At 58.4% G+C, this 25,176-nt stretch carries 24 protein-coding genes; 13 read left to right on the top strand and 11 right to left on the bottom strand.

Annotation, left to right across the window (positions count from 1 at the left end; all coding sequences use genetic code 11):
- Positions 1 to 139 precede the first annotated feature (139 nt).
- From hisA to ACP15R_RS23125, 4 genes are all read left to right on the top strand, one after another.
- Positions 140 to 883, top strand: a complete 744-nt coding sequence (gene hisA, locus ACP15R_RS23110; RefSeq protein WP_077407482.1) for a 1-(5-phosphoribosyl)-5-[(5-phosphoribosylamino)methylideneamino]imidazole-4-carboxamide isomerase — start codon at positions 140 to 142, stop codon at positions 881 to 883.
- Between the two features lie 17 nt (positions 884 to 900).
- On the top strand, positions 901 to 1,671 hold the full coding sequence (hisF, locus tag ACP15R_RS23115) for an imidazole glycerol phosphate synthase subunit HisF (RefSeq protein WP_224868493.1): 771 nt from the start codon (positions 901 to 903) through the stop codon (positions 1,669 to 1,671).
- 407 nt (positions 1,672 to 2,078) lie between these two features.
- Positions 2,079 to 2,243, top strand: coding sequence for a DUF418 domain-containing protein (locus ACP15R_RS23120; RefSeq protein WP_224868494.1), 165 nt, complete (start codon positions 2,079 to 2,081; stop codon positions 2,241 to 2,243).
- Positions 2,244 to 2,259: 16 nt separating this feature from the next.
- Positions 2,260 to 3,369, top strand: a complete 1,110-nt coding sequence (locus ACP15R_RS23125; protein WP_224868495.1) for a dipeptidase — start codon at positions 2,260 to 2,262, stop codon at positions 3,367 to 3,369.
- Positions 3,370 to 3,390: 21 nt separating this feature from the next.
- On the opposite strand, the gene ACP15R_RS23130 is transcribed toward ACP15R_RS23125, so the two are convergent.
- From ACP15R_RS23130 to gpmI, 4 genes are all read right to left on the bottom strand, one after another.
- Entirely contained in the window at positions 3,391 to 3,633 is a 243-nt protein-coding gene (locus ACP15R_RS23130) for a DUF6316 family protein (protein ID WP_224868496.1), read from the bottom strand.
- Between the two features lie 243 nt (positions 3,634 to 3,876).
- Complete coding sequence (locus tag ACP15R_RS23135) at positions 3,877 to 5,274, bottom strand: S41 family peptidase (protein WP_224868497.1); 1,398 nt, start codon at positions 5,272 to 5,274, stop codon at positions 3,877 to 3,879.
- Between the two features lie 208 nt (positions 5,275 to 5,482).
- Complete coding sequence (locus ACP15R_RS23140) at positions 5,483 to 6,625, bottom strand: murein hydrolase activator EnvC family protein (RefSeq protein ID WP_224868498.1); 1,143 nt, start codon at positions 6,623 to 6,625, stop codon at positions 5,483 to 5,485.
- A gap of 51 nt (positions 6,626 to 6,676) precedes the next feature.
- The gene (gene gpmI / locus ACP15R_RS23145; RefSeq protein WP_224868499.1) at positions 6,677 to 8,221 is read right to left on the bottom strand and encodes a 2,3-bisphosphoglycerate-independent phosphoglycerate mutase; all 1,545 of its coding nucleotides are present in this window, start codon (positions 8,219 to 8,221) and stop codon (positions 6,677 to 6,679) included.
- 411 nt (positions 8,222 to 8,632) lie between these two features.
- Here gpmI and ACP15R_RS23150 point away from each other — a divergent pair, with 411 nt between their 5' ends.
- The 6 genes from ACP15R_RS23150 (at position 8,633) to smrA (ending at position 12,030) form a co-directional block, all read left to right on the top strand.
- A complete protein-coding gene (locus ACP15R_RS23150) occupies positions 8,633 to 9,043 on the top strand; it encodes a rhodanese-like domain-containing protein (protein ID WP_224868500.1) in 411 nt (136 codons plus the stop codon).
- A gap of 44 nt (positions 9,044 to 9,087) precedes the next feature.
- Positions 9,088 to 9,339: a glutaredoxin 3 gene (gene grxC / locus ACP15R_RS23155; protein ID WP_224868501.1), complete on the top strand. Its 252-nt coding sequence runs from the start codon at positions 9,088 to 9,090 to the stop codon at positions 9,337 to 9,339.
- A 137-nt stretch (positions 9,340 to 9,476) separates the two neighbouring features.
- Positions 9,477 to 9,977: a protein-export chaperone SecB gene (gene secB, locus ACP15R_RS23160; protein ID WP_224868502.1), complete on the top strand. Its 501-nt coding sequence runs from the start codon at positions 9,477 to 9,479 to the stop codon at positions 9,975 to 9,977.
- A gap of 65 nt (positions 9,978 to 10,042) precedes the next feature.
- Positions 10,043 to 10,489 carry an acyl-CoA thioesterase gene (locus tag ACP15R_RS23165; RefSeq protein ID WP_424988359.1) on the top strand — a complete coding sequence of 149 codons (447 nt, stop codon included), beginning with the start codon at positions 10,043 to 10,045 and terminating at the stop codon, positions 10,487 to 10,489.
- A gap of 42 nt (positions 10,490 to 10,531) precedes the next feature.
- Positions 10,532 to 11,395 (top strand): SDR family oxidoreductase, encoded by an 864-nt coding sequence (locus tag ACP15R_RS23170; protein WP_224868503.1) that lies wholly within the window; start codon positions 10,532 to 10,534, stop codon positions 11,393 to 11,395.
- Positions 11,396 to 11,433: 38 nt separating this feature from the next.
- A complete protein-coding gene (gene smrA / locus ACP15R_RS23175) occupies positions 11,434 to 12,030 on the top strand; it encodes a DNA endonuclease SmrA (protein WP_318247432.1) in 597 nt (198 codons plus the stop codon).
- 231 nt (positions 12,031 to 12,261) lie between these two features.
- Here the strand turns inward: smrA and ACP15R_RS23180 are convergent, their stop codons facing one another.
- From ACP15R_RS23180 to ACP15R_RS23190, 3 genes are all read right to left on the bottom strand, one after another.
- On the bottom strand, positions 12,262 to 12,840 hold the full coding sequence (locus ACP15R_RS23180) for an META domain-containing protein (RefSeq protein WP_224868505.1): 579 nt from the start codon (positions 12,838 to 12,840) through the stop codon (positions 12,262 to 12,264).
- Positions 12,841 to 12,932: 92 nt separating this feature from the next.
- Complete coding sequence (locus ACP15R_RS23185) at positions 12,933 to 13,406, bottom strand: META domain-containing protein (RefSeq protein WP_224868506.1); 474 nt, start codon at positions 13,404 to 13,406, stop codon at positions 12,933 to 12,935.
- Between the two features lie 712 nt (positions 13,407 to 14,118).
- The gene (locus ACP15R_RS23190) at positions 14,119 to 16,290 is read right to left on the bottom strand and encodes a TonB-dependent receptor (RefSeq protein ID WP_224868508.1); all 2,172 of its coding nucleotides are present in this window, start codon (positions 16,288 to 16,290) and stop codon (positions 14,119 to 14,121) included.
- Positions 16,291 to 16,471: 181 nt separating this feature from the next.
- Between ACP15R_RS23190 and ACP15R_RS23195 the strand changes: the two genes are divergently transcribed.
- From ACP15R_RS23195 to ACP15R_RS23205, 3 genes are all read left to right on the top strand, one after another.
- Positions 16,472 to 19,888, top strand: a complete 3,417-nt coding sequence (locus ACP15R_RS23195) for a PAS-domain containing protein (RefSeq protein ID WP_224868509.1) — start codon at positions 16,472 to 16,474, stop codon at positions 19,886 to 19,888.
- Positions 19,889 to 19,955: 67 nt separating this feature from the next.
- Entirely contained in the window at positions 19,956 to 21,155 is a 1,200-nt protein-coding gene (locus ACP15R_RS23200; RefSeq protein WP_224868510.1) for an MFS transporter, read from the top strand.
- The gene (locus ACP15R_RS23205; protein WP_224868511.1) at positions 21,142 to 22,074 is read left to right on the top strand and encodes an alpha/beta hydrolase; all 933 of its coding nucleotides are present in this window, start codon (positions 21,142 to 21,144) and stop codon (positions 22,072 to 22,074) included. The genes ACP15R_RS23200 and ACP15R_RS23205 overlap by 14 nt, the downstream gene beginning before the upstream one ends.
- A gap of 384 nt (positions 22,075 to 22,458) precedes the next feature.
- Here the strand turns inward: ACP15R_RS23205 and ACP15R_RS23210 are convergent, their stop codons facing one another.
- The 4 genes from ACP15R_RS23210 to ACP15R_RS23225 form a co-directional block, all read right to left on the bottom strand.
- Positions 22,459 to 23,079 carry a response regulator gene (locus ACP15R_RS23210; protein WP_424988360.1) on the bottom strand — a complete coding sequence of 207 codons (621 nt, stop codon included), beginning with the start codon at positions 23,077 to 23,079 and terminating at the stop codon, positions 22,459 to 22,461.
- 41 nt (positions 23,080 to 23,120) lie between these two features.
- Positions 23,121 to 23,921, bottom strand: a complete 801-nt coding sequence (locus tag ACP15R_RS23215) for a 3-hydroxybutyrate dehydrogenase (RefSeq protein ID WP_224868513.1) — start codon at positions 23,919 to 23,921, stop codon at positions 23,121 to 23,123.
- 102 nt (positions 23,922 to 24,023) lie between these two features.
- On the bottom strand, positions 24,024 to 24,161 hold the full coding sequence (locus ACP15R_RS23220) for a hypothetical protein (RefSeq protein ID WP_424988361.1): 138 nt from the start codon (positions 24,159 to 24,161) through the stop codon (positions 24,024 to 24,026).
- A 398-nt stretch (positions 24,162 to 24,559) separates the two neighbouring features.
- A complete protein-coding gene (locus tag ACP15R_RS23225; protein ID WP_224868515.1) occupies positions 24,560 to 24,844 on the bottom strand; it encodes a hypothetical protein in 285 nt (94 codons plus the stop codon).
- Positions 24,845 to 25,176: the final 332 nt, after the last annotated feature.

Consider the following 25,176-nt stretch of genomic DNA (forward strand, 5'->3'; position numbering starts at 1 on the left):
AGCGTCGGCAACAGGGTTGTTGCCGACGCAGCGTACAGGGACTTATTCACAGCGGTTCCGAAACCCTAAGTCCGATGCTTCACCGCCACAGAACCGGATAAAAACACCCCGGGGCCTAGAGCTACAGGAAGTTATACAAATGATCGTAATCCCAGCCATTGATCTGAAAGACGGCCAGTGCGTGCGCCTGCGCCAGGGTGAAATGGAAGACGCGACCGTCTTCTCCGACGACCCGGTTGCCACCGCCGAACACTGGCTCGGCCAGGGTGCCAAACGCCTGCATATCGTCGACCTCAATGGTGCCTTCGCCGGCAACCCCGTGAACGGCGACGCCGTCAACGCCATCGCCCGCCAGTTCCCGCAATTTCCTATCCAGATCGGTGGCGGCATCCGCGACCTCAAAACCATCGAATGGTATCTGGAGGCCGGCGTCAGCTGGACCATCATCGGCACCGCCGCCGTAAAGAACCCCAAGCTGGTGAAAGAAGCCTGCCGCGAGTTTGAAGGTCACATCATCGTCGGCCTCGACGCCAAAGACGGCCTCGTCGCCACCGAAGGTTGGGCCGAAGTTTCCGACGTGCAGGCCACCGAACTGGCCAAACAGTTCCAGGACTGTGGTGTCAGCGCCATCGTCTACACCGATATCGCCCGCGACGGCATGATGCAGGGAGTGAACCTCGAATCCACCATGGATCTCGCCCGCGCCGTACAGATCCCCATCATCGCCTCCGGCGGTGTCAGCTGCATCGAAGACATCGAACAGCTGCTGAAAGCCGGCGACGACAAAACCGAAATCTTCGGCGCCATTACCGGGCGGGCCATCTACGAAGACAAGCTCGACCTGCGCAAAGCACAGGAACTGTGCGACAACTGGACCAAATAACTTACCGGGAACCGACCATGGGCCTCGCCAAACGCATTATTCCCTGTCTCGACGTTGACGCCGGTCGCGTCGTCAAAGGCGTTAACTTTGTCGACATCCGCGATGCCGGTGACCCGGTAGAAGTCGCTCGTCGCTACAACGAAGCCGGTGCCGACGAAGTCACCTTCCTCGACATCACCGCCACCCACGAAGGCCGCGACACCACCCTGCACACCGTAGAAAAAATGGCGTCAGAAGTGTTTATCCCGCTGACCGTTGGTGGTGGCGTGCGCGAGCTACAGGACATCCGCAACCTGTTGAACGCCGGTGCGGATAAAACCGCGATCAACTCCGCCGCCGTATTCAATCCGGATTTCGTGCGCGAAGCCGCCGACCGCTTCGGCAGCCAGTGTATCGTCGTCGCGATTGATGCCAAGCAGGTGGGTAATGACAAGGAGCCCAAATGGGAAATCTTTACCCACGGCGGACGCAAGCCCACCGGTATCGACGCGGTGGAGTGGGCGAAGAAAATGGATAGCTACGGCGCCGGCGAAATCCTGCTGACCAGCATGGACAGAGACGGTACCAAAAATGGCTTTGATCTGGCGCTGACCCGCGCGATTTCCGATGCGGTATCGGTACCGGTGATTGCTTCCGGCGGTGTGGGTAATCTGCAGCACCTGGCCGACGGTGTATTGAAGGGCGGGGCCGACGCGGTCCTCGCGGCGAGCATCTTCCACTTCGGTGAATACACCGTGGGTGAAGCCAAGGCCTTTATGCAGGACGCGGGAATTGAAATGCGACTGTAGGTGCTCTATCTAAATGTTTCGCCCTTCTAGCCCGCCGTTCCTGCGGGCTTCTTAATTCTCAAAAGTCACATTGCTCATTTTTGTTCCCAAGAATGTGAATTCGTGTGTAATTGCCTGTAATTGACTTGGTTTTGTCAGCACGTTATACGTGATCCCTCATCTCTTTCTCGAAAAAGGCCCAGCGGCACCCGGGTCTGGATATGATCCAGGAGTTCGCTATGTCCGCTATTCCATCACCGGTTTCCGACGGTAGCCGAAATAAAAGGTTGGATGTTCTACGAGGTGTTGCAGTTCTTGGCATACTCGCGATGAATATTTGTGCTTTTGCGCATCCCTCCGGTTACTACGGTAACCCTATTTTCTATGGGGAGACCGAACGGACGCCCCGACTCACTTAGTCTATTTTCATGCCCTTGTTTTCGCGATCTGGGGGGCAGTTGGTATGGAGTCCTATATGGTTGGGATATTTCCGCTTCGGACCGTTCGAGTGGCTGTGGCGGTCTCTGATTTACTGGAAAATTCAGCCTATTCAGAAGAGTGGTAAAGAAACAACGACAACAGCTATTGCCTAAGAATAGGGGGAGCGTTATGAACAGAAGGGCCTTTAATAAAAACATGGGACTGATGCTCGGAGCTGCCGCGCTCGGTGGCTTTCAGTGGTCTTGCGGAAAAAAAGTAGAGCGTCAAATTTCCGTATTTGATGGTGCCGGATTTCCGCACCCCCCTGAACCGGAATTCAGGGTCCAGCTCACTGATCGGGTGATTTCCGATCTGCATTCGGCAGGGTACCGAATGTTGCAGTCGACAGTTGGTACTGTAGGTGCAGGGGAAGATCTATTTAAACGCTCTATGGCCGATATTGAGCGAATTCATGGGGAGGTCGCCGCGTTTCCTGACACAGTTCAGATTGTGCAATCAGCAGCAGATCTGGAAACAGTGTACCAGTCCGAAAAGGTTGGGTTGATTATGGGTTTTCAAGATACCCGGCAGCTTGAAAAGCGTGTGGAGAATATCGATCGTTTCTATGAGGTTGGCGTACGTTGTATCCAGCTTACATATAACCTTGATAACCATGCAGGTAGTGGTTGCCTCTCTGACGTGGATGGAGGATTAAAACCTTTTGGCTATGAAGTAATAGAGCGGATGCGGGATAGGGGGATCCTTCTGGATTTGAGTCACGCTTCTCGCAAAACTACTCGAGACTCATTGCAAAATGCGGACTACCCGGTGGCTATTACGCACTCCGGTTGCGATGCCGTGTTTTCACATCCACGCAATAATCCGGATGATACTCTGAAGATGCTGGCGGACCGCGGTGGCGTGATTGGGATTTATTTTATGCCATTCCTGTGTGCCAAGGGCACTGCGCGTTCAGAAGATCTTATCGCCCATATTGAGCACGCTATAAACGTTTGTGGTGAAGAGGGTGTTGGTATTGGTACCGATAATGCAACACACACTGCTCCATACTCAGAGGAAGACTTGCGGATGTGGAATGAGGAGTTAAAGAAGAGAAAGGAGGCAGGGATTTCTGCCCCGCGGGAAGAGGCGGATTCCTTTCTGTATATTGAAGACCTCTATACTCCGCGACGCTTCTACGATCTCGCAGATTTATTGTCCCGCCGCGGCCACAGTGAGTCGAGAATAGAGAAGATCCTTGGTGGTAACTTCCGCCGGCTTTTTTCCGAAGTTATTTGAACTTCAGAGTATATGGCGATTTCAGTCGCGAAACTGTTTTCGCCAGCGCAGCGCACGCAGGCTGCCGAACGGGCGTACGTTGCCCGTATAGTCCTGCGCCGGATTCAGAAATTCATCCAGCGCCTTTTCTGCTTCTTCTCTACAGCGAAAAGGCCCAAAGGCCTTGCCGCCACGCACATTGAAATACCAATCGTCACCGAGTTTGTAAAAACGGTCTGAACGTACGGGAATGGTGGTGCCCTGTTCGCCACTACGATACTGCATGACTACCTCGTTACTGCTTTGCGGCTTGGAAGGCACAGGTTCAGCACAAGTCCGCAACGGACGTCCACTGGCAGAGCCATCCAAAATAGAAAACCGGCGTTCCTGAAATAAGTTTAGCTACTGGGTAGCCGCATCAAATCGCAGGGGCGCCGGTTTAATTTTCAGGGCCGTTGTTTGGCAGAACTTTTCAGGTATCTACAGTTCTCTCGGGCGTTTTCCTCAAGTGTTTTCTTGGGAACCGCACTACAGGTCTTCCGGGTTAACCCGTGCAACCTTGTCCTTGGGCTCCGGCTCAGCAGTGGCCCGGTCCGCATCGCGGTTGACTGGCGCGCGGCGCACATACAGGTTCAGGCCCTTGAGTACATTCAGTGCTTCAAATACCTGGTTGTCACGGCTGTACCAGTCTTCTTTCTCGGCCTTGGCCCGCTTGCGGTCCTGTGAACCGCTTTCCTTGCCGCCATTGCCGTTGCCCAGATGGCCCGCCAGGTCCGCTTCGGTGGAGCGTGAGCGCCCTTCCATACGCGTGATCTGCACGCGCTCCACGGTAATGTCCGGCTTGATGCCCTGGGCCTGGATAGAGCGGCCTTTGGGCGTGAAATAAAGTGCCGTGGTGAGTTTGATGGCACGGTCATCATTGATCGGAATCACCGTTTGTACCGAGCCTTTGCCAAAGCTGTCGGTACCCATAACCACCGCGCGTCGGTGATCCTGCAGTGCACCGGCAACAATCTCTGCGGCGGAGGCGGAACCGTCGTTGATCAGGACTACTAACGGTGCGCCCTTGGTCACATCGCCTGGGCTGGCGGAGTAACGCAGGTTGGAGGCGTCGTTGCGGCCCTCGGTATAGACCACTAGACCCTCTTCCAGAAACGCATCCACCACCTCGACGGAAGACTGCAACACGCCGCCGGGATTATTGCGCAGGTCGAGTATCAAACCTTTCAGTTCGCCCTCGTTTTTCAGTTTTTTCATCGCGCGCATCAGGTCGCCACCGGTATCCAGCTGGAACTGACTGATGCGCAGATAACCGTAGCCATCTTCCAGCATCTCACCGCGTACACTGTACACACGCACCTTGTCGCGCTTGAGCGTCACGTCGAATGGCTGCTTGTGCCCCTTGCGGCCGATGGTCAGGGTCACGGAAGAGCCCACCGGGCCGCGCATCTGTTCCACTGCATCGTCAAGGCTCACACCGCGCATGGATTTACCCGCGAGGCGCAGGATCACATCCCCGGCGCGCAATCCGGCGCGTTCCGCGGGCGTGTCGTCCATGGGGGTAATGATGGTGATGTATTCGTCTTCCACACCCACCTCGATACCAAGCCCGGCGAACTCGCCGGTGGTGTTGGCCTGCAAGTCGGTAAACGAGCGGCTGTCCAGGTAGGAAGAGTGTGGGTCCAGCCCCTGCAGCATGCCCTTGATGGCAAACTCCAGCAGGGTGCTGTCGTCGACTTCTTTGACATAGCCGCGGCGAATCTGCTCGAACACCTTGGCAAAGCTGCGCAGGTCTTCCAGTGGCAGGCGGGATTCTGCCTCCAGCGATACGCGTTCTTCGGGGTCGCCCTGGCTGAGTCCCATCAGCGGCAGTGCGGTGAGTGCTGCCACGCCGAGAAGGCTGGTCAGCATTTTGGGGGTGAACATAATCTGCACGTCCTTGGCATTTATCGTTACTGTCTAAATCGCGGCTACTACCCGTGGTGTTCCACTTGAAATTGTAGACCCGGGGCCAACGCGGGGTTTTCAACTTGGCGGCGATTCGAACTGGGGTGCGTGCGGCGGGATAAAAATGCAGAGGAAAATATGCTAGAGGAGGGGGCGGCGGACGGCGCAGTGACAGGGGTGCCGGAGGTTATCCCCGACACCACGCGGTAGGGTCCTGGGGTTTGCCGTTGCGGCGAATTTCGAAGTAGAGACCGGACTGGCTGGCGCCACCGGTGTTGCCCACCTTGGCAATGGTGTCACCGCGCTCTACCCACTCGCCCACCGCACGGGTCAGTGACTGGTTCTGGCCGTACAGGCTCATATAACCGTCGCCGTGGTCGAGGATGATCAGCATGCCCTGGCCGCGCAGGTAATCGGAAAACACCACGCGCCCGCGGTGAATGGCGCGCACCGGGTTGCCCTCGTTGGCGCGCAGGGTGACCCCGGTCCAGGTGATGCCGTTGGCGCGGCGCTGGCCGAAGGCGTTGGCGCGGCGGCCTTTCGCCGGCCACTGCATACGCCCGCGCTGTTTGGCGAAGGGGGTCTCGTCGCTGGGGTTGATCAGGGTGGCAATGGCGCGGCCCACTTCGTCCACCAGGCGCTGCAGACGACTGCGGTCGCTGTGCAGCTGGTCGAGTTCACCCCCCTTGCTGGCCAGTTGCCTGGCGAGTTTATCCAGGGTGCGCTGGCGCTTGGTTTGTGCACTCACCAGCGCGCGGCGTTTGTCTTCCAGCTGGTCGCGTTCACGGGCGAGGGTATTGCGTTCCCGTTCGATGCCGGTGCTGACGGTAGAGAGTTGGTCGAGGGTGCTGACGTAGTCGTCGATCACGCGGCTGCGTTGTTGGAGGAAGTAGTCGTGGTAGCGGAGTTGGCGGGCGATGTGCTGGGGGTCTTGCTGGTTGAGGAGCAGTTTGACCTGCTCCTGGCGACCGAGTCGGTAAGCGGCGGCGACTTCCTGCTCGACCCGCCGCTGCATACTTCGGCGGGATTCCTCGAGCTGTTTTTCTTCCTGTTTCAATTCCTGCAGTTTTTCACCGCGGCTTTGCATGTCGGACTTGATCTTGTCGATGCGCTGCAGCAGTTCCGAGATGTCTTTCTCGTTGGCTTCCAGGTCCCTGAGCAACTGGTCGCGGTCGCTCTTTACCTGGTTGAGTTCCTTTTGCAGGGTTTCGATACGCTGCTTGATTTCCGCCAGCCGCGCCTGCTGCTCTTCGTCACTGGCCTGCGCAAAGCAGGTGGGCACCAGTGCGAACGATAACAGTGCGGCGAAGATAATCCGGGGAAATTTCATCGTCTCTGCTTTTCTCGCATTTGGGAGTGCCCGCGCGGCGGGCATCCTCGATTAATTAACTTTGATCAGCGGCTCGCCGTTCATTTCTGCTGGCTGCGACAGGCCCATCAGCGCCAGCATGGTCGGTGCCACATCCGCCAGGCTGCCACCATCGCGCATGGTGACGTCGCGCTCGCCCACGTACACAAACGGTACCGGCAGGGTGGAGTGCTGGGTGCTGACCTGGCCGGAGCCCGCGTCAAACATCTCTTCCACATTGCCGTGGTCGGCGGTAATCAGCACTTCGCCGCCGGCAGCCAGCGCCGCCTGGATCACGCGGTCCACGCAGCCGTCCAGTGCTTCTACCGCCTGTACCGCAGCGTCGAATACACCGGTGTGGCCCACCATGTCGCCATTGGCGTAGTTGCACACGATGGCATCGAACTTGCCGCTCTCGATCGCGGATACCAGGTTGTCGGTGACTTCCGGTGCGCTCATTTCTGGCTGCAGGTCGTAGGTGGCGACATCTGGGGATTTAATCAGGATACGCTCTTCGCCATTGTAGGGCTCTTCGCGGCCGCCGCTAAAGAAGAAGGTCACATGTGCGTACTTTTCTGTCTCGGCAATGCGCAATTGGGTCTTGTTCTGGCTCTGCAGGTACTCACCGAAGGTGTTGACCAGGTTCTCCGGCGGGAAGGCGCAGGCGGCATCAATGGAACTGGCGTATTCGGTGGTCATCACGAAGTCGGCCAGTTGCGGTGTGGCGGCGCGCTCGAAGCCGTCAAAGTCCGCTTCGGTAAAGGCGCGGGTCAGCTGGCGCGCGCGGTCCGGGCGGAAGTTCATAAAGATCAGGGCGTCGCCATCGTTCAGCGGCGCGGGTTCACCGATCAGGGTCGGCGCAACAAATTCGTCGTTTTCATCGCGCGCATAGGCGGCTTCCAAGCCGGCCAGTGCAGATTCCGCCTGGTATTCCGCCTTGCCCTGGGTGATCAGGTCGTATACCGGCTGCACGCGCTCCCAGCGGTTGTCACGGTCCATGGCGAAGTAGCGGCCGGCGATACTGGCGATGCGCGCGGTGCCCAGTGCGTCGCACACCTGGGTCAGGCGTGCCAGCGGGGTTTCAGCGCTGCGCGGCGGGGTGTCGCGGCCATCGGTAAATGCGTGGATATACACCGCCTTGGCGCCGCGCTGGGCGGCCAGGGTGGCCATGGCGACAATGTGGTCGTCGTGGCTGTGCACACCGCCTTCGGAGGCCAGGCCCATAATGTGGACCGCGCCTTTGCTGGCGATGGCCTTGTCTACCGCGGCGGTGTAGGCCGGGTTCTTGAAGAAGTCACCGTCCTGGATCGCCTTGTTGATGCGGGTGAAGTTCTGGTACACCACGCGGCCGGCGCCGAGGGTCATGTGGCCCACTTCCGAGTTGCCCATCTGTCCTTCCGGCAGGCCTACTGCCATGCCCGAGGTGTGGATCAGGGTCTTGGGGCGGCTCGCCCAGATGTCGTCCCATACCGGACTCTTGGCCGCGGCAATGGCGTTGTGTTCGCTGTGCTCGCTGTGGCCGAAACCGTCCAGAATCAGCAGTACCAGGGGACGTTTGGGCGAAGTCTCGGAGGCCATGGGTTCGGAATTCCTGTATTGGGTTGTCTGGGGGTCAAACGAAAAATTTGACTGGGAGATCGTACGGCGTCATTGCCGAAAACCGGTCGCTAAGCGGATGCACGGCCCGGGCCAAGCCGGAGGTGCACAACAGCAGGTGGCGGATTTTACCCTGTTGTGCGGCTCAGGTCAGTAATTGCTCAGTACTAGCGGGTCATTTTCCCATTGCGCGCCGGGGCAGCAGGTCCCAATTGGCGGAATAAGAAATCGCCGTCATCGTGTATACTGCGCCACCTCTCGATTGAGAGTCTGAGAGTGTCGCGAAGTGATGACTGCCCAGCAGTTTTATCCTCGGCGACGCTAAACTGGTGGACTGCCTGGTCTGTGGTGCCACCGTATCAAAACAACGAATTGTGAATATTTGGGGGCGAAGTGGACTTTTTCGTCTTTATCAGCGAGCAATGGCTGCTGGTGAGTCTGTTGGTGGCGCTGATTTATGCGCTGGCTATCACCGAACGTATCAAAGCGGGTAAGCCCGCGTCGGCCCACGAGGCCACCCAGCTGATCAATAGCGATGGGGCCAAGGTGATCGACCTGCGCGACCGCGCCGACTTCTCTGCCGGGCACATTGTGGATGCCATTCACATCCCCCACAGCGAGATCGAGAAGCGCATTGGTGAGCTGGCACCTTATAAAGAAAAGACCCTGATTCTGGCGGACAAGATTGGCCAGCACGCAGGCCCGGTTGGCCGTCAGCTGAAAAAGGCGGGCTACACCGTGCGCCGTCTGGAAGGTGGTATGTCCGAATGGACAAACCAAAAGCTGCCGCTGGTGAAAGGCTGAGCCGGCAGTCATTGGATTAAGTGACGCAAAGAGGTTTTCCGGTCGTGAAAGACGTTGTTATCTACACCACCCGTTACTGCCCCTTCTGCATCCGCGCCAAGTACCTCCTGGACAACAAGAATGTCCCTTATAAGGAGATCTCCGTGGATGGCGACCGCGCAGCGCGCGCGGAGATGACCGCCAAGGCCGGGCGCCATACGGTGCCACAGATCTGGATCGGCGACCATCATGTGGGCGGTTGCGATGAGCTGATGGCCATTGAGCGCAGCGGCCAGCTGGATACCCTGCTGCGCTAAGACGCGCCGCCAGGCAAAGAAATTTGAAAAAGTGCCTTGAAAGGGGTTTTCGAGGCCCCCATAAGTAAGACTCATACAGGGAGTCTTCTTTCAGGGAAGGCATTTAACCAACATTATTGAGTGAACAGGCTACTAACATGGCTGAAGAACAAAACGGCGCTGCGGTAAACGGCGAAGAACAACAAGTACAATTCGCGATGCAGCGCATCTACCTGAAAGACCTGTCCTTTGAAACCCCGATGGGTGCAGAGATTTTCAAGAAGCAGTGGCAGCCCCAGGTGAACCAGGAGCTGAACACCAAAACCGCCAAAATCGACGAAGATCTGTATGAAGTGGCGCTGACCCTGACCATCACCGTCAAGGTTGAAGACGAAACCGCTTTCCTGGTGGAAGTGCAGCAGGCCGGTCTGTTCGGCATCAAGGGCCTGGAAGGTCAGCAGCTGGCACAGGCGCTGAACACTGCGTGCCCGAACATCCTGTTCCCATACGCACGTGAGGTGATCGACAACGTAGTAACCAAGGGCTCCTTCCCTGCCCTGATGCTGCCGCCGATCAACTTCGACGCCCTGTTCGCCGCCGCTCTGCAGCAGGCGCAGCAGCAAGCTGCCGAACAAGGTGGTGAGAAAACCGACGCCTAAGCGACGGCAACTCGGAAAAAGGCTCCTTCGGGAGCCTTTTTTGTATCTGTAAGGAAGTCATGTCTATGCAGTGGGACTACCCCAACCCCTATATCCACCGCGTGCAGGTGGCGCCGGAGCACGTGGACGGCCTGCACCACGCCAACAACGCGGAATACTTGCGCTGGTGTGAACAGGCCGGCTGGTCACACAGTGTCGAACTGGGCCTGGATGTCACAAATTACCAATCCCTCGACCGGGGCATGGCCATTCGTCACGCGGAGTACGACTATATACTGGCGTCGAGAGAGGGCGATGAGCTGCTGATCGGCACCTGGCTGACCAAGGTCGATGGCCGCCTGAATATGACGCGCAAGTTTCAGATATATCGCGCCAGTGACCAGGCGCTGATTCTGCGCGGGGTGTGGCAGCTGGTGTGTATCGAACTCTCCAGCGGCAAGCCCAAGCGTATGCCGCAAACCTTCAAAGATATCTATTGCCCGGCAGTGGTGGCGGAGACCTCACACGACTAGGCCGATAGCGGAAATACCAGAAACTACCCAGGGAGCGCCTGTATGAGCGAAGACATCACTCTCACCAAGAACACGGGCGCCCTGCAGGGCAAGACGATCTTTATTACCGGTGCCAGCCGCGGCATCGGCCGCGCCATTGCGCTGAAGTGCGCCGCCGATGGTGCCAATATCGCGATTGCCGCCAAATCCGCCGAACCCCATCCGAAACTCCCTGGCACCATCTTCTCCGTGGCCGAGGAAGTGGAGGCCGCCGGCGGCAAGGCCCTGCCGATGCAGGTGGATGTGCGGGAAGAAGACCAGGTGGCGGAAGCCCTGCAGAAGACCGCAGATACCTTTGGTGGCATTGATGGGGTGATCAACAACGCCGGCGCCATCAACCTCACCAGTGTGGAGGCAACCCCGCCCAAGCGCTACGACCTGATGATGGATATCAATGCCCGCGGCGTATACCTGACCGCCCATCTGGCCATGCCCTACCTGAAACAGTCTGCCAGCGGCCATATCCTCAGCCTATCGCCGCCGATCAATCTCGAACCCCGCTGGCTCGGCCCCTTTGCGCCTTACGCCCTGTCCAAATATGGCATGACCATCCTCAGTATGGGGCTGGCGGAAGAATTGCGTGAATCCAATATCAGCGTCGCCACCCTGTGGCCTCAGACCATTGTTGCTACCGCGGCAATTGAATTTGCCGTGGGCAGTCGCGAGATGTTCGATCAGAGCCGCAAACCCGGGGTAATGGCGGATGCGGCCTACGAGATATTGAGCACCAGCGACAAGTCCCTGAGCGGAGCCCAGTTGATCGACGAGACCCTGCTGCGCGCACGGGGGGTAGACGATTTCAGCCAGTATGCGCACAATCCCGCCAAGGCCGGCGAGTTGATGGTGGATCTGTTCCTCGATCCCTGACACCTGCGGGCCAAAGCAGTGGTTATTTGGGGGTAGTTGTGGGTAAGAGTGACCAGGACGATTTTCGCGGCGCCATGGGTGCGCTCGGTGACGTAAAGCCGCTGCCCCCCAAGCAGCGCCAAAGCGCGTTGAAAAAAGACACCAAGGACCCGCTCAACCTGCGCGCGCGCCGCGAGGCGGCGACCGCGCAAACCCATCGAGAGTTGAACCCTCTCGGTGGTGAGTTTGTGGAACCGGTGGAGCCGTTCGACCCCATCGAGTTCAAACGCGACGGTGTGCAGAACGGGGTTTACCGCAACCTGCGCCTGGGCAAATACACCGTGGATGCGCGCCTCGACCTGCACAATCACTCCGTGGAGATGGCGCGCAGTGCGCTGTATCAGTTTGTGCAGGATTGCCTGGAAGCGGATGTGCGCTGTGCGTTGGTTACCCATGGCAAGGGTGAGGGACGCAAGACCCAGGCGGTGCTCAAGAGCTGTGTGAATGCCTGGTTGCCGCAGTTACCGGAAGTGCTGGCATTCCACAGTGCGCAGAAGCAGCACGGCGGCCTTGGCGCTACCTACATTCTGTTGCGCAAGAGCGAGCGCAAGCGCCAACAAAACCTCGAGCAACACCAGCGACGGTCAAAACCGTAATCTGTTTGTCACGTCGGCCCGTTAAAGTATCCCTACAACGAAACATTTTGTGCAATCGTTTGCTCATCTGACTTGTTTTCGTTGTTCTTCTCTCTTTGCATCGCGCCAATAGTCTTATTGGTTCTTTTTACTTCCGAGTTTGGAGGTGCCTCCAGTTGGAGGGCTGGGACTGAACGCCGAATTTGCGCGTTCATCCGCGTCTTGAATGGGCGGCCCCAGTGGCCGCCTTTTTTATTGGGCAGGGGTGGGGAGTTCGCCGGTCTGTTTGAACTCGATACGGGTGCCGTCGTCGCCGCGCAAGGTCAGCATATCGCCATCGACACTGGCGCGGTTGATACGCGATAGCGCTTTCAGAAAATCTCTTTCCAGATCACTGCTGTCGCGTCGGCCAACCATGCGGGAAATCTTCGGTGGCTTGCGCCATTCGATGCGGCCGTCGTCGTCGAGGGAGAACTTGCCCAGGTAGGGATTGGAGCCGGCACTGCCGCGCACAAAGCCAAGTTTGTCACAGGTCAGGTAGGGGCGGTCGCGCACCATTTTTTGCCATAACAGGCGAGATTTCTGCTTTTCACCGTCCACGCTGATACCGTGCAGTATCCACTGGTAATCGCAGATTTCCCCGGGGTGGCTGGGGAGGCTGACCAGAGAGTTGGGGGTGGTGGAACTGCAGCCGCTGGCGAGTAGGGCAATCAGGCATAGTGTGCTGGACGCGCTGAATGTGCGTGCACAAATACTTTGAACCAGAGCAGCGCTACGGCGAGTGAGCCGCTGGGAAAGTATGCCGGAGTACGAGCGGTGCAAGAGGTCCATCAAGTCTGTCCTGTAGCCGTTTGCACCATTTAAACGTAAACCCGTAGAGTCTTCTGTGACCCAGGCGCGTTTCTGTGGCTTGCGCGCTGGCCTCAGTAGTTGGCTTTGACGTATTCGATATACACGTCGCCGGAAGCATCTCGCAGTATCAGGCGGCCACCACTGCTTTTTACGAATGCTTGGCGGGTGCGGGCAAGCGCGCTCAGGTACTGCGCTTCCTGGTCCATCAGCTGCGGTGGGCCCGCCATTTTAGTGGAGGCAAAACTGCCGGTATCCCACAAGACCTGGCCGTTGTCGGTTACGTGCATGGAGCCGCGGTAGGTATTGATACCGCTCTTGCCCATGGCCTCGCCACCGCTGTTACACAGGAAAGTGAACTCAGACGGCCGGTCAACGGGAATTGCCTGGCCGTTGATGCGCAGTAGGCTCAATTCCCATTTTCCGCCACACACATCACCAACGGTGCCCGGCTTCTGGGTGGGGCCTGAGCTGCTTTCACTCATGCTCATACAACCGGCGATAGCGACGGCGATGCCCAACAGCCACACTGGCAGCAATTTGTTCATTGTCTGGGTTCCTTTCTCTGGTCACAGGCCGGGTTGCGGCCGCGCTGCGTCCCTGCAGATAGTTCAAGCTTAGTCAGGCCATCGCCCGGCGAGTGGAATGACGCGACAGCTTGTGGCGGAGAGGTTCACAAAAGCCTGCAGCACTGCGCGTCAGCAGGCGCGTGGTGATCGGTGGTTAGGACTGCTGTCGCACACAGCGCACCACAACCTTCGATTCCAGCTCCTGCTCGAAGCAGCGGAAACGGGTGCCGTTAACGTTGAGCGAGCGGGGCGCTTCGCGAACACGGCGCCGGGGGCGTCGCTCGGAGGAGCGCACGGTAAAGTGCGAGGACTCCAGATGTGGCGGGACGGCGCTACTGAAAGCGCGGTTGACTTGACTTTCCCTGGGCTCGGTCGTGGTACAACCGGCAACAACTCCTGTCGCAATGGCCACCGTCAGCAGAATACTTCTGAATTTCTGCACGCGGATACCTCAATGGCTTGATTCGAGCAGCGGCCTCACTGCCACCACCTTTCTTCAGATTAGAAGAGCTTTCCGCCAAAGTGTGAAATTGCGCGCCAAATTAATTATTTGTACGCCGGTGCAGTCGGGTTCGTAACGGGAAAACGAAGAAAGAGAAACAAAAAAGGGGCCCAGTGGGCCCCAAGGGAAAGTGCAATGAAGATGCACAAAACGTGCGTTGCAAATTCGCGATGACGTCTATGACAAATCTTAGAAGTTGTAGCTACCTGTGAGAGCAACTGTGCGCGGTGCGCCGTAGTAGCCGGTTACCCAGCCAAATGCGTTGTAACCAGCGTTACGGTATTCCACGTCATTCAGGTTTTTGCCCTGCAGTGAAACCTGCCAGTTGCCGTCACCGCTAAAGAAGGTGGCGCCAGCGTCCATCAGGGTTACAGAGCCTTCATCCAGCGCACTCGGTGCTGCGTAGATCTGGATTCCGTCGCGGTAGGATACAGAGCCGTTCAGTACCAGCTCACCACCGGCAACGTCCATGGCGTAGTTCAGCTGACCCAGTGCAGTTTTTTGCGGGCTGTATTGGAAGTTGTCCCAGATGTCGGCGATGTTCTGCCCGGCATTGATTACTTCGATGTAGTCCGCATCGGTATAGCCCAGTACCAGGTTAGAAGTCAGGTTGTCGGTAATGCTGGCGAGCATTTCCAGTTCCAGACCACGAATTTCAGAGCGGCCGGCATTCAGTACGGCACTGGAGAAGCTCTGGGTCGCTTCGGAGAAGGTCTGGACGGTAACCTGCATGTCTTCGTAATCGGTGTGGAAGGCCGCGGCATTCAGACGAATACGATCGTCCAGCAGCTGAGTCTTGATACCGATTTCGTAGGTGTCAGCGATTTCCGGGTCAAATCCGTCTACGGTCTCCGGGTTTACGCTGGCATCGCCGCGCATATCAAAGCCGCCACTCTTGAAGCCAGAGCTGAAGCTGCCGTAAACCATGGTGTTGTCGTCGATCTGGTAGTTCAGACCCGCTTTAGGGGAGAACTGGCCCCAGTCGTCGCTGTTGCTGTAGTCGGTAAGTACCGCGTATGGCGTGTCTGCAGCCGGAGTGCCGTCGTAGCGGTCGGCGAACATGGGCGAGTAGAGACCGAGGTAGTTGCCCTTGAATACGTCAGCAGACTTCTCGTCCTTGGTGTAGCGGCCACCCAGGGTCATGTTCAGAGCATCGGTCAGTGCGTATTCATAGTTGGCGTAAACCGCGAGGCTCTCGGTATCAACGTTACCGCTAACATTCTGGGTGATACCGAACATGCCCAGTACCGCGTCAAAACCACCTTCGGCAGTACCTTCGTAGTAGTAGATACCGGATACCAGGTTAGCGCGATCACTGTTCCAGGCTAACTGAAATTCCTGGGTTAGCTGATCGTCCTTGTAGTAAGCCGGTACGTCGAAGTCCGGGCGGTCGATTGAATCGAAGTCAATGCTCGTTTCAGTGTCACCGGAGCGGGTCGCTGTAATTGACTTAACGGTAACGCTGTCGGAGATGGTCCATTCGGCAGTAAGCGATGCGCCAGTGGATTCAACCGAGTTATTCGGCGTCATATTGGAGCGGTTGTCATAGACACTGCCGAGTGGCATTTCAGCTCCGGTAGGCGCGTCAAACATGAGGTGGCCGAAGCGCGCGTTGGAATCGTCTTTGGTCGTATCAGCCGCCAGTCGGATCCACAAACTTTCTGAGGGATTGAATTCCAGAGAAACGCGGCCGCTCAGAATATCTTTGTTGTAGTTTTCGGCGCCGGTATTGATATTCTCACCAAAGCCATCACGCTGATAGCTGGCCACAGCAAAACCGAGGGCAGCTGTGTCTGACAGGCCAGTCTGGCCGCTGATCACCAGATCGCGCTGGTTGTAGGAGCCAAGACCGCCCCCGATGCTGAACTCGGTGTCACCGCTCAGGCGCTTGGTTACATATTTAACCGCACCACCGATGGTGTTCTTGCCGTACAGGGTACCCTGAGGGCCGCGCAGAACTTCAATGCGCTCTACATCAAATACGTCCATTACCGCACCCTGAGGGCGCGCTACGTAGATATCGTCCACATAGATACCAACACCCGGCTCAAAGCCCCACAATGGGTCTTGCTGGCCGATACCGCGGATGTAAGCGGTCAGGGTGGAGTTGGTGCCACGGCTCACCTGCAGAGTGGTGTTGGGGGTGAGCTTCTGAATGTCTGTCAGGTCGGCGACGCCGTTTTCCAGCAGCTGATCTTCACCGAAGGCGGTTACCGCAACCGGTACTTCCTGCAGAGACTGCTCGCGCTTCTGCGCAGTCACGGTCACTTCTTCCAGCTGAGGCTCCGCATAAGCGAAAGATGCACCACAGGCAAGCATGACGCCCGCGGCAAGAGGATTGAATTTACTTGGATTGCGCATGGCTCTCTCCGATCACCGGTTTATGGTTTTTATCTAAGTTACGGACTGGCACTGTATCGGCTGGCGGGGTTCCTGCCTGCTAGACCAAGGTATGACGTGGGTCACACCTCCGGGAGCAGGACAAAAAACGCACGATCGGTTAACCTCTTCATCATAAACACAATAATGAATGAGGCGCCAAGTGTTTAGCCTTACCCTGCTGGCCGTCGTCGGCCTCTCCTATCTGCTATTGCTATTTGCCATCGCCTTTTGGGGTGATCGCCTGCCTGTTGCCCGGATTCGCCCAGTCAAGCCCTTGCTGCTGGCCCTGGCCGGCACCTACACCAGCGCCTGGATGTTTTTCGGTGTGCCCGCACAGGCGGTAACCGAGGGCTGGTTGCTGCCGCCGACGTTCGTTGGCGCTTGCCTGATGCTGATTTTCGGCGCGCCGCTGCTGATGCGCTTTGTGCGCTTGTCCAAGCGGCAGGGCTCCACGTCTATCGCTGACTTTATCAGCGCCCAGTTCGGCGGCTCCCAGTGGCTTGCAGCCATCGTCGCGCTACTCGCCGTGGTGGCGATTGTCCCTTACCTGTCACTGCAGTTAAGGGCCGTTGCGGACAGTTTCCTGTTATTGGCAGACGGCGCTGACCAGCAGCGGGGCATCAGTGCCTCGGTGGTAACTGCGGTGGTGGGTGTCACGCTGGGGCTGTTTGCGCTGCTATTCGGTACCCGGCATATCGACAGCAGTGTGCACCGCAACGGCATGTTGCTGGCGGTGGCGTTCGAGGCGCTGGTCAAGATTGGCGCGCTGGTGGCGGTGGCCTGGTTTGTGGTGGGTGCCGCGTTTGACGGTTCGGTGGATCTGGCACGTTCAGTACTGTCCAGCGAGCGGGTGGCGGCGCTGGCGGAATCGCGCCCTGCGGATACCGGCTTTTTCGCGGTGGTGGTGCTGGGGATGGCGGCCATCTTCTGCCTGCCGCGGCAGTTCCATATTCTGATGATCGAGAGCGACGGCGAGCGCGATATCAAGACCGTGCGCCGATTGATCCCGCTATATCTGGCGCTGGTATCGGCGGCAGTGCTGGTGGTCGGCTACGGCGGCCTGCTGTGGCTGCCGGAGAGTTACGCCAATGCCGAGCGCTATGTGCTGGGTATCCCGCTGGAGAGCGGTACGCCGTGGCTGGCATTGCTGGCGTTTATCGGCGGCCTCTCTGCTGGTTCCAGTATGGTGATTATTGCCACGATTGCGCTTTCCACCATGATCGCCAACACCATGGTGGTGCCCTGGTGGCTGAAGCGCCTGCAGCAGCGCCCGGCCGGGGTGGCACTGGGTAGCGACCTGCGCCGGGTGCGGCGGGTGATTATCGGCCTGCTGATGCTCGCCGCGTTTGGGGTGAGCGAACTGATTGGCTCCGGGGTCAGCCTGGGTACCTTCGGGTTGCTGTCGTTGGCACTGGTGGCCCAGCTGGCGCCATCGATGGTCGCGGCAGTGACCTGGCCTGGGCACTGGTTCCAATTGCGCGCCGCCGGTGTGATCGCCGGTTTGCTGGTGGGCTCGGCGGTATGGGCCATGTCCGCGCTGCCAGCGGCGCTGGGGCAGGCCGACCTGATCGCCGGTGCGCTGGGGCTTGAGTGGAATGCGTTGACCACCAGCTGTGTATTCGGACTCGGTTTGAACGCAATTGCGCTGGCGGCAGTGTCGCTGTTGCAGGAGCGTCTGCAGCCCGGCGGTGGTGCGGTGCAGGCCGCCCCTGTGGATAAGTCGCAGCTGCGTCAGTTACTGGCACGGTTTGTGGGCGAGGCGGCCGCCGAGCGGGCGCTGGCGCCGCTGGCAGAGGGGGCTGAGGCCGACTCCGGCAGCAAGGCAGCCAGAGAGGCTGCGCGTAAATACCGCGAGACGGTAGAAAAGATTCTCGCGGGCATCGTCGGCAGTACCAGTGCCCAGCGCCTGGTGCGCCAGCTGGGTGAGCCGGACGTGACCGCGCAGGAGTTGCAGCAGGCCTCGGAAATCTATCAGTTTGGCCGCGGACTGCTGCAGAGCAGCATCGACAATATCGATCAGGGTATTTCGGTGGTGGATGCCAACCTCAATCTGGTGGCCTGGAACCGCCGTTATCTGGCGTTGTTCAAGTACCCTGCGGAGATGATTTACGTGGGGCGCCCGGTGGCGGAGCTGGTGCGCTACAACGCCAGCCGCGGTGAGTGCGGCCCCGGCGATGTCGAAGAACATGTGCGCAAACGCGTCGAGCATTTGCGCAACGGCACCGCTTATCGGGTGCAGCGCAATCGCACCGATGGCACGGTGCTGGAAATTCGCGGTAATCCGCTGCCCGGCGGCGGCTTCGTAACCACGTATACGGATGTGTCCGATTACCAGCGCGCGCTGGCTGAGCTGACCGAGATTCGCAACTCCCTCGAACAGAAGGTGGCGCACCGCACCGTTGAACTGGAAACCGTTAACGATGAGCTCCAGGAACTGAATCGCGAGCTGCAGGCGGCAAGCGCCGGCAAGACCCGCTTCCTGGCTGCCGCCAGTCACGACCTGGTGCAACCGCTCAATGCCAGCCGCCTGTTTATCGATGCGCTGGCCGCGCACGCGCTGGAAGATGACAGTCGACAGCTGCTCACCCGTGCCGACCGCGCCCTCGCCTCCGCCGAACAGCTGATCACCGACATGTTGCAGATCGCGCGCATGGACGCGGGGGATATTCGCCCGAGCTTCGCCCCGGTATCCCTCGACAGTATCCTCGACGACGCCGTGGCCCAGGCCCGGGTCGCCGCCGGCAGCCGGGGTATCCGCCTGCGTTACCGGCGCAGCCACCTGTGGGTGCACAGCGATGAAAAGATGCTGCGCCGGGTGGTGCAGAACCTGCTGGATAACGCGGTGAAATACACCGCGCGCGGTGGCGTACTGGTAGCGGCGCGCAAACGCGGCGCGGACATATCCCTGGAGGTGTGGGATACCGGTGAAGGTATCGCCCCTGAGCAGCAGCAGGCGATCTTCCGCGAGTTCTGCCGTTTAACTTCGCAGGATTCCGACAATGTGGCGCGCCAGCACGGTTATGGGCTCGGCCTGGCCACGGTGGAGCGCCTGTGCCGGCTGTTGAACAGTCCCATCAGCCTGTCTTCGGTACTCGGCCGCGGCAGTGTGTTCCGCGTGCGCTTGCCGCGCGCCACCGCCCGTGCCGCATCGCGCCCTGCCGTGACGCCGATCGCCGGGCGCGGCGCCAAGCTCAATCTGCAGGTGCTGTGTGTGGATAACGAGCCATCGATCCTTGAGGCCATGGCGGCACTGCTGAGTGGCTGGGGGTGCACGGTGCACTGCGCGCGTAATCGCGCCGAGGCACTCGCGGCGGCGGAGCCGGATCTGCTGTTGATGGACTTCCATCTGGACGATGGCGACAACGGTATCGATCTGGCCGGTGAGCTGCTGTCCCGCTGGGGAGGCGGCATTCCCTGCGTGATCATTTCTGCCGAGAACACCAATACAGTGAAGACTCGCGCCCAGAACGCGGGCTGGCAGTTCCTGCAGAAACCGCTGCGCCCGGCGGCACTGCGCGCCTTGCTGCAGCAGCGGCAAAAGTCGTGCAGTGCGGAGTCTGCGACCAAGGTCGTATAGGCAAAAGCCTGCGATCCGACGCAGTCTGACCTGTGAATACATCAAGAATAAATAGTGGTATCCCGCGATGAAAAAAACCGTGTTGGAAATACTGATGTTCAGCGCCTACGCGCTGTTCGCCGCAAGCTGGGTGTCCGGGGCCATTCTCACTCCGGCGATCCAGTCGTCCTTTGGTGAGGAAGGCTTCGCGAATGCGACCTGGGGCAGCAATGTCATCACCATCGCCAAGATCGTCGGCAACCTCGCCGCCGCGGCCCTGCTGATGCGCCTCGGTGCCAAGCGCGCGTTTCTGATCGCGATCATCCTGATTGCCGCCGGTGGCTTTGGTGCCCTCGCCGGCAGTTACGGTGCCTGGTTGATGTCCCGTCTGGCCCTGGGCCTCGGTGGCGCGCTGGCGATCGTTTACTTCGCACCGGTGGTGCTGCATTACTTCTCTGCCGAAGAGCGCCCGCTGATCAATGGCATCAACGCCGCCGCGTTTAATGCCGGCAACCTGCTGGCCCTGCTGACCACCACCGCGCTGCTGAGCTGGTTGGGCAGCTGGCAGTCCGTGGTGGTGCTGTACGGGGTGATGGTGCTGGCGCTGGGTATCCTTTGGTGGCTGAGTGCCGAGAACTTCCCGCTGTCAGGCGGCGGCGACAAGCCGCAGGAAGAGTACGGCTTCAGGCAGGGCGCCCGCGAAGGCTTCAACTGGTGGTTGCCGCTGGCCTACTGTGGTGTGCTGTTCTGCTACATCGCGGTATTTGCACTGTTCCCCCTGATCGACGGCTTTGCGGTGGCGAGTAATCACCTGTCTGCGGTGATGATTGCCGCGGGTATGGTGGGCACCGTAGCTGGCATTATCGTCACCAAGCGCTATCCGCTGCGTCTGCCGGTGTTGCGCTTCGGTGGTCTTGCGCTGGTGGTATTTGCCGCGCTGATGGTCACCAGCCGCGATCCGATGATTGCCTACACCGCAGCCGCGCTGGCCGGCTTCTGCATGTTCCTGCCGATGACCGCACTGGTTACCCTGCCGCAGGAACTGCCCGGTATGACCCCGGCAAAAATTACCGTCACTTTCGCCATGTTCTGGTCCGTTTCTTACGGTGTGGAAACGGTGTTGATGTACGGCGCCGGTGTGCTCGCAGACGTTACCGGTGAGCCGGCAACGGCTGCGTATTTTGCGGTCGCCTGTTCTGCCTCCCTGTTTGTGTTTTCTTTCCTGCTGCCGGAAAGCGGCAAGAAACCCAGTGAAGAAAACCTGGAGGCCGACAATGCGACAGCTTAATCCGAAACTCGCCGAATGGCTGGTGGCGGTCAACGCCCAGGTCGCACAGGTTAAAGCCGCCGGCTTCGAACCGACCCCGGTGAACGCGCGCGAGAGTCTCGCTAATCTCACTGCAGGTTTCGTTACTGCAGGGCCAGAGATGAAGGTGTCTGATACGGTGGTAACCGGTGGTGAATATGCGGTGCCGGTACGGATTTATCAGCCGGAAGGCGCGATCGATGGCGCGGCGATTATTTACTGCCATGGTGGCGGGCATATGGCCGGCAGCGTTACGGTGTATGACCCAATTTGTCGACGCGTGGCGGATGCCAGCAAGCGCACAGTTATCTCCCTCGAATATCGTCTGGCGCCGGAGAATCCTTACCCGGCTGCATTGAATGACTTGATCAGTGTGGTACGCCATCTGGGTACGGCACTGGACCGCAAGGGTGTTGCCCACAATGGTCGCTGGATCTTGATGGGCGATTCCGGCGGTGGTGCTCTGTGTGCTTCGGCTAGCCGGCTACTGCAACATCAGCCGCATACCATTGATGCGCAGGTGCTGATCTACCCGAGTCTGGACTACACCATGCAGACGCCTTCCATTGAAGAGAATGGGCGAGGCTATTTGCTGGAGAAAGAAAAAATTCTCTGGTACTTCCAGAATTATCTGCAGCGTGCGGAAAATCCCTATTCGGTTTCGCCTCTACACGGCGAGTTCACCAAAAATATGCCTGCAACCCTGGTTGTTACTGCGGAGTTCTGTGCTCTGCGGGATGAGGGCGTGGAATATGTGAATAAGGTGCGCGCCGGTGGTGCCAATGCAGAGCTGCTGCACTTTGATGACATGATTCACGCGTTCTTGAATGTGGAAAACCTTGTGCCTGAGGCGTGTGAGCGGGTTTATCGCCATGTTGCTGAGTATTTGCAGGGCGTCTAGGTGGGCCCTCGGTGCTCTGGTCGCGATTCGCGGCGCCTCGGCACCGGGTATTCGTTTTTGAAACCGCTGTGAACCCATCCCTGGGCGCTGCGTCGGCGACGTCCCTGTCGCCGACGCTTTCAAAAACGAATCCCCGGTACCAAGCCTTCAAATTACCCATTAGTACTTCGTAAGCATTGGAAAAACCCAGCTTACGGAGTGGATATATCGGATGTGAAGGTGGAGTGCCGGGTGTGGATTTTCAGGAGCGTCGCAAACAGGATGTTTGCGCCGCAGCGCCCAGGGATGGGTTCACAGCGGTCCTGAAAATCCACACCCGGCAATCCGCCGCCATGGAATTCAGAACAAAGCTTTTAAGGCTACGAAGTGCTGAATAAAGCAGAATTAGAGCTGAATCAGCGCCTGCGCCTCTCGAATCAGCTGCTTGCGATCCCGCAATTCAAGCTTGCGTAAAATCGCAGTCACGTGGCTTTTCACCGTTGGCTCGGTGATGTCCAGGTCATACGCAATCTGCTTGTTCAGCATGCCCTGCGCAATCATCTGGAAAATCTTCAACTGCTGGGGAGTAAGCTGCGTGAGTTTGTCGGCGAGCGCAGATTCGGTCTCCGCCTGCAGTGCCTCCTCGCTGAACCACTGGTCCCCAGAAAGCACGCATTCTATACACTGCAGGATTTCATCCGGCCGCGCAGTTTTGGACAGAAAACCACTGGCGCCGAGGCCAGATGCTTGTTGAATAACGGAGTGTTTATCGCTGCCGGACACAACCACGACCGGCACCGCGGGAAAATCGTTGCGGATACGTGCCAGGCCACTGAAGCCCTCGCTGCCGGGCATATTCAGATCTAACAGCAGCAGGTCGACTTCCGATTGGGAGAGACGTTCCAGGGTGGAATCGAGATCCTCACTCTGTAGCAAATCCGCATTGGGAAAATGACTGGAAAGGGTCGTCGCCAACGCATCGCGATAGAGCGGATGATCGTCGGCAATCAGCAACTGATAATTCACGGCAGCACCCTGAAGGATAAAGTGAGCGGGTGCGAAGGATACTACTGTGCGGTCCATCCACCGTCCACCGGTAGTGATGCTCCCGTAATCGTGCTGGCAAAGTCACCGCACAAATACATAGCCAGTTCGGCAATAGCATTTGCTGGACTGGCTTTTGCCATGGGTTGTTTGGCGCCGACCAGCTGTGCGCGAGCGGTATCCAAATCCACGCTCTGCGCGCGACTGATCGTCTCAATCTGGGGTTGGATCAGTGGGGTCTCGACCCAACCCGGACAAATTGCATTGGCGGTGATATTGCAGTCGGCATTTTCCAGAGCCACAACCTTGGTTAGCCCCACCAAACCGTGCTTGGCCGCGCAGTAACCGGCCTTGTTTTCCGACGCAACGAGACCGTGTACCGAGGCGATATTGATGATGCGTCCCCAGTTCGCAGCACGCATGGCCGGCACCAGGTCGCGCATCAGATAAAAACTGGCGCTCAGGTTGATCGCAAGGATCTGTTGCCAAACATCCGAGGGGAACTCATGGGTGGGGGCGGTGAACTGAATGCCGGCGTTATTCACCAGCACAGAGGGGTTGCCAATGGCTTCGCGGGTTTCGCTTACCAGCAGGGCACAACCCTCTTCGCTGGACACATCGGCGCTGCTGAAGCCTACCTTGCCGTCGTAATCGGCAAACTCTTGGCGTATGGCTTGGGCATTATCCGCATCGGCAAGCCCGTGCAGCATCACATGGTAGCCGGCGCGACCGAAGCAATGGGCCATTGCAAGGCCGATTCCACTGGTGGAACCGGTAATCAAGACGGCGCGTGATGTATCTTGTTGCACGGCAAACTCCCGCATGCTTTCTTCTTTGCAGAAATCCTAGCAGTGGCGGGAGTTGCGGGTCTGTATGACCAAGGTATGAGAGAGGGCTCATACCTTGGTCTACTTGGTCCTGATTAACTAGCCAAGCTTAACGGCGATGCGCTCTGCCGCGATGTGCTCCGCTGCGATGGGCGCGATGCGCTCCGCTGCGATGAGCGCGATGCGCTCCGCTACGATGGTAACGATGGGATCCACCGCGATGGTAGCGGTTTCCATGATAACGATGTCCACGATTGTAGTAGTGGCGACCATGATAGCGGTGGTGGCGATGGTAGTAACCGCGCCCATAACGATAGTAACTACCGCGATAGCGCGGGTAGCCGTAACGGTAATAGCGTGGCGAAGAGTAATAGAAGGACACACTACTCGACGGATAGACGTAGGGCCGTGAGTAGGGGTAGCTCGAATAGCCCACGCTACTCGACGAATAATATCCGTCGGAGACACAGGCGCCTAACGTGAGGGTGCCGAACACCGTTATGGCCAAAAGGCCTTTCTTGATAATACTCTTCATGCGAGACCTCCGCGTTGCAGAGTAAGGGTGTGGCTCTGCGCAAACCGGAATGGTTGGCAGTGCGGTACACCAAAAGTTTTGAAATTACGTGTGCGCTGGATTAGCGCGGCTGATTAATTCGGCTACTGGGCATTTCGCGGCGGTAGTCGCCGCCACCACGGGTGTAGTAGTTCGGATGCCGAACGTTGTGACAACGGTTGTTCTGGTGGCAGTGGTAGTAGCGGCTCTGGACTCGGTAGTAGCCGGGCCCTTCGTTGGTACGGTTGATGGCCGTCGTGGTGTCGGTCATGTCTTCCATGGTGGTGCAACCGGTGGCAAGCAGCATTGCTGCGGCCCCCATTGCTCCGGCGAATCGCCCGGCGAACCGTTCTGGTGAACGCTTCATGAAAACCTCCGCGCCCGTAGGCGGGTAACTTTTTTACTTCCTTTCGATCTGTTCGCTGCTTGACAACAGGTGAAACAGCCTCGAAACCCAAGTGAAAGTTATTTAAAGGTCGCGGAAGGCTAATCACTACCCATTGCGATGAATATCAACAACTAAAAAGTTATGAAGGGGTGGTGGGATATAAGCGGATGGCTGGAAGTTGAGTGGCGGTGCCGCTATCCGATGCGGGTTTACGAGACACGCCGTGCACCCATCCATGGGGGCTCTGCGAAAACATCCCTGTTTTCGAAGGTCTCGCAAACCCGCACCGGATAGCGCCCCCTTCACATCTG

This window comes from Microbulbifer sp. S227A (assembly GCF_049800935.1).